Origin of the sequence: Bradyrhizobium sp. (assembly GCF_030693485.1) — a bacterium.
Taxonomy (GTDB): Bacteria; Pseudomonadota; Alphaproteobacteria; order Rhizobiales; family Xanthobacteraceae; genus Bradyrhizobium.
Genome location: NZ_JAUYAN010000294.1, coordinates 1 through 4,857 on the forward strand (window position 1 = coordinate 1; position 4,857 = coordinate 4,857).

General features: G+C 65.7%; 4 protein-coding genes. 2 read left to right on the forward strand and 2 right to left on the reverse strand.

The genetic code is table 11. The features are described from left to right. Nucleotides 1-169: 169 nt before the first annotated feature. Nucleotides 170-304: a hypothetical protein gene (locus tag Q8N40_RS26745; protein WP_371135774.1), complete on the reverse strand. Its 135-nt coding sequence runs from the start codon at nt 302-304 to the stop codon at nt 170-172. A 1,120-nt stretch (nt 305-1,424) separates the two neighbouring features. Between Q8N40_RS26745 and Q8N40_RS21215 the strand changes: the two genes are divergently transcribed. Next, nucleotides 1,425-2,942, forward strand: coding sequence for a hypothetical protein (locus Q8N40_RS21215; RefSeq protein WP_305713189.1), 1,518 nt, complete (start codon nt 1,425-1,427; stop codon nt 2,940-2,942). Between the two features lie 126 nt (nt 2,943-3,068). Here Q8N40_RS21215 and Q8N40_RS21220 read toward each other — a convergent pair whose 3' ends face one another. Continuing rightward, complete coding sequence (locus Q8N40_RS21220; protein WP_305713190.1) at nt 3,069-3,920, reverse strand: SDR family NAD(P)-dependent oxidoreductase; 852 nt, start codon at nt 3,918-3,920, stop codon at nt 3,069-3,071. Nucleotides 3,921-4,092: 172 nt separating this feature from the next. Here Q8N40_RS21220 and Q8N40_RS21225 point away from each other — a divergent pair. After that, on the forward strand, nt 4,093-4,857 hold a 765-nt coding region (locus tag Q8N40_RS21225; RefSeq protein ID WP_305713191.1), incomplete at its 3' end, for an alkene reductase.

Here is a 4,857-nt window from a genome sequence, read left to right on the forward strand (position 1 = left end):
TTCGCAAGGAATGAAAGTTACCAAATGGTGAACCTTTACGGGAGAATTGAACGTGAGCGAACAGCAGGCCGAGCCGACCAGCAGCGAAACCGGATCCGTCAGCGCCGGGCCGGCCGTTTCCAGCTCAACCGATGCGGCCAGCCAGCCGGCGGCGGCGCAGGAGACGCCGTTAGCCGCGACCCGGATCGAATCTCCCGATCTGGTCCCTGCGCAGGGCGACGCGGCCAAGGTTGAAGCTCCCAAGGTTGAAGCTCCCAAGCTTGAAACCCCCAAGGTTGACGCCCCCAAGGTTGAGGCTGCCGATACTGCCAAGTCCGACGCGCCGCGCGCGCCGGGCAAGATCATGATCATGTCATCAGGCGATCGAGCATGGGACCACCAGGGCGTCGAGCCCGAAGCGGAAGCTGAGCAGGCGCAGGGCATGTTCGGCAAGCGGCGGTTGTCGGCGCTGGCCGCCGTGGTGGCGCTGGCGGCGGTAGCAGGCGCGCTCGGGGGCGCACTGGCGACCGCGGGCGTGATGCAGTTTGCCGGCGGAACCTCGGCAACATCAAGCAATCTGGTGCTCGAAGCTTCCGTAGCCCGGATCGACGCCGACATCCTGGCCCTGAAGGCCGGCGTGGAGCAAACCTCCAAGGTCGGCATTGTCAGGGACAACAAGGCCAGCGACCGTCTCGACAGGATCGAGAAGGCGCAAGCCGAGCCCGCCGCCAAACTTGCCAGGCTCACGGAAGCCGTCGAGAAGCTCAAGGCCGCGCAGGCAGCCCCCGTGCCGGTCGCGGCCGTCCCGGCTGCGGCCAAGGACATCACCGGCTCGATCTCGCCGCCGGCAACGGCGGTCGCCGCCCCGGTTCCGCTGCCCGTGCCGAAGCCGGAAGTGGCGAGATTGCCGACGGTCGAGGGCTGGGTGCTGCGCGAAGTCGCCCATGGCGGCGCGCTGATCGAAGGACGCCAAGGAATCTATGAAGTCTATGCCGGCGATCCCGTCCCCGGCCTCGGCCGCGTCGACGCCATCCGCAAGCAGGACGGCCGCTGGGTGGTCGTCACCAGCAAGGGCCTGGTGGTCGCGCGCTGAGGGATTTGGCGAGGCGTGCTCTTACCCTCCCCTGGAGGGGGAGGGTCGACTCGCATTGAGCGCAGCGAAATGCGAGTCGGAGTGGGGTGATCTCTCAACCCGCGCACTGCCCGAAGCGAGAGACTGTCACCCCACCCCGCCGCGCGTTGCACGCGCGTCGACCCTCCCCCTCCAGGGGAGGGTGAGTACTGCGGATTGCAGCGAGACATCCGGTCCGCTCTTCGGCTATTTTCCTGACCAGTAGACCTTGCCCGCAAGACGCCTGGAATGAGGCCTCTGATGCGGTGTTTGTCAGGATATGGGCCGCGCGTTGCCGTTTATTTTCATCATTCTTGTTTGGCTATGCGGCGCCATGCCCGCGCGCGCTGCCGAAGCCCCGGCGCTGGAGCGTGGCGCCGCGATCACCGATCCGCTGGCGTTGCGCGAACTCGACCGCGGCCGGTTTGCCGTGGCGCGGGTCATGGCGCCCGAGAGGTCCGACGATACGCCGCTGACCGGCGGCCAGTTATTCGCCTTGCCGTCGATGGCCAGGGTCCGTACCGCGCTCGATGCCGAGTTCGACCGGTATGTCGTCAGGCACAAGGCCACCCTGCCGAACGAGAGCATCGGCATCGGAACCGGACATGACTTTCAGTTGTTCGATCGCGCCATGCTTGATTCAGATGATGCGCGCTTCGTGCTGGCCGGCATCGTCAACCGGATGGACCGCGCCTTTGTGTCGCCGGAGAGCTGCGGCGAAATCCGGCTGATCTACCGGCTGACGCGGACGGCGCCAGCCGGCGAGGACGGCGCGCCGCGGCGCCTGCCGATGACGCTGAACGTCGTGCTGAAGGCGAAAAGCGGGGGCATGGTCGACGCCAGGGGTATCGGCATCACCTGCGCCGGGATCGCCCGGCGCTGGCTGGATGCCGGCGAATCGACGCTCACCGGCGCCGATCTCGCGGCACGGCTGCTCGCTCCGAACGGCCCGCTCGATCTGATCCGGCCCGAAAACGTCGATCGCATCGAAACCAATTTGCAGATCGCGCATGCGCCGAAATCGGCGGCACGGGATTTTCGCACCGATTATCTGATGAAGGTATTTCGCCTCGATCCCAAGTCGGGCGTGTTCGAGGGAGCGCCGATGGAAAACCAGATCGATCGCGAGCGGCTTCTGGCCGACCCTGATCTCGGGCGCGACTTCAAGGCGTGGCTGCTTGACCCCAGGCATCTCAATGAATTCGATCGCGGCACGGTCCTGATCCCCGAGCGGTTCCTGGCCAAAGCGGCGATCGCCGCCACGCCGTCCGACTTCGATCCCTCGCAACTGCAACCGGCGTTCGGCCTGGTGCAGGGCGAGGGTACCAACGCCGTGTTCAGCGAGAACGATATCGTTGCCGCGCTCAGGAAGGCCGCCGACGTCGGCGTAACGCCCGCGAATATCCGCTCGGTGGCCGGCTTCAAGCGCCGGCTGAACGATGTCACCTGTTCGGGCTGCCACCAGACCCGCGGCATCGGCGGCTTCCATTTTCCGGGCGTGGACTGGATCGCGGCGAAGCCGTCGAACGCGGCGGTCGTGCCGGCGTCACCGCATTTCTTCGGCGACCAGATCCGGCGCCGGGATATTCTTACCTCGATGAAATGGGGCAGCAGCCCGGATTATTCGCGCGGGTTTTCCGAGCGGCCGCAATTGCGCACGAGGTCGGAATTTCTGGCGGAGCTCAAGGGCACCGGCTACTATGACGGCTGGGGTGCGCATTGTTACCAGCACAGCGCGAAACCCGCCGACAACGATCCGAGTTTTCGCACCTGGACCTGCGCCGCGGGACTTGCCTGCGAGGCCGTCGGCAAAACCTCGCGGATCGGCATGTGCTTCGTCAAGAGCCGCTAGAATGCCTGTGGCCTTCCAAGGCGACTAAAGACCGTCATTGCGAGGAGCACTTGCGACGAAGCAATCCAGCCTTCTCTTGTGTCTCAGGAAAGCTGGATTGCTTCGCTTCGCTCGCAATGACGAGTTTCACTCCCCCTTCACAAACCTCGCAAACGCTTCCGCATATTCGGGATGCCAGCGCGACAGCGCGGGGCGGTTTTCGATGATGTCGCCGGCGGCCCACAGCATGCGGCGTTCATCCAGGCTGCGCGGCACGTCGTTATCGGGGCAGAGGATGTAGAAGTCGCCGGCACTGACGCGCTCGATCATGAAGTCGACGGTCTGCTCCGGCGTCCAGGCGCCGGCGGGTTTTTCGGTTCGGCCGCGGGCGGTGAGGGCGGTAAAGACGTGGCCGGGAATGAAGAGGTGCGCGCTGATCTTCGAGCCCGCCGTGTTGCGCAGCTCGTGCTGCAGCGCCTCGGTAAAGGCCTTCACGCCGGCCTTGGAGACATTGTAGGCGGGATCGCCCGGCGGGGTGGTGATGCCCTGCTTCGAGCCGGTGTTGATAATCAGCCCCGGCCGGCCGCGCTCGATCATGCGGGGTGCGAAGACTTGCGAGCCATGGATGATGCCCCACAGATTGACGCCGAGAGTGCGCTGCCAGTTCTCCAGCGGGCCAAACGCCTTGCTGCCCGGCTGGATGCCGGCATTGTTCATCAGGACGTCGGCGCAGCCGAACCGCCTGCGCACCGCGTTCTCCAGTTCCGACACTTCTTCCATGCGGCTGACGTCGACCGCCATGGCCATGACATCAGCCGACGCGCCCCGCGCCACCGACGCCAGCTTCGCTTCGGCTGATGTGAGCCGGTCGCCGCCGAGATCGGCGATGCAGACCTTCATGCCGAGCCCGGCAAAGCGCATCGCGGCGGCAAGCCCGATGCCGGATGCGCCGCCGGTGATGACGGCGACATGGTTGCGGGCGATGGCGGGATGGGACACGCGTTCCTCCTGAATTTTCTGGCCGCAGCGCGGGTGAGGGCCATGCGGTCGCCTTACCATGCCCGAAACTGCATGGGAGGTCTTCATATCAGGCGATCCCGCCCGGTCAGCCTTTTGCCGGCAGCTGGAACCCGCTACATAGAAATTTCAAGAACAATCACCCGGGGCGGACATGAAACTGAAGTCGTTGTTTTCACCACTCACCATCGGACCGTATCAGCTCAGGCATCGCCTCGTGATGGCGCCGTTGACGCGGATGCGGGCGGAAAAGCCCTCGCTGGCGCCCCGGCGGCTCAATGTGGAATATTACGCGCAGCGTGCGACGGCGGGTGGCCTGATCATCGCCGAAGCCTCGCCGGTGGCGGCGACCGCGTTCGGAAGCCCCGGTGTCCCCGGCATCTATTCGGACGCGCAGATCAAGGGCTGGCGCGAAGTGGTCGATGCCGTTCACGCCAAGGGGGGCGTAATCTTCCTGCAGCTCTGGCATGTCGGACGGGTCTCGCATTCCTCGTTCCAGCCCGGCGGCGTGCTGCCGGTGGCGCCTTCGGCGGTGCCGATTCCGGCCGAGCTGAAGACCGGAACAGCGGACGGCAAGTCGACGAGTTATGAGACGCCACGGGCGCTGGAAACCTCCGAGGTCGCCGGCGTGGTCGAGGCCTTTCGGCAGGCCGCCGCCAACGCCAGGGCGGCCGGCTTCGACGGCGTCGAGATCCACGGCGCCAACGGCTATCTGGTCGAGCAGTTTCTGCAGTCGCACACCAATTTGCGCACCGACCAGTATGGCGGTTCGATCGAGAACCGTACGCGCTTCCTGATGGAAGTGACGCAGGCCGTGATCGGCGTCTGGGGCGCCGACCGCGTCGGCATCCGGCTGTCGCCCTATGGCGTCGCCAATGGCAGCGGCGAGCCCGATCCGATGCCGCTCTACAGCCACGTC

Bases quoted from the DNA above. Each gene is read 5' to 3' on its own strand.
- Q8N40_RS21215 (WP_305713189.1), top strand. From the start codon at position 1,425: ATGCCCGCGCGCGCTGCCGAAGCCCCGGCGCTGGAGCGTGGCGCCGCG.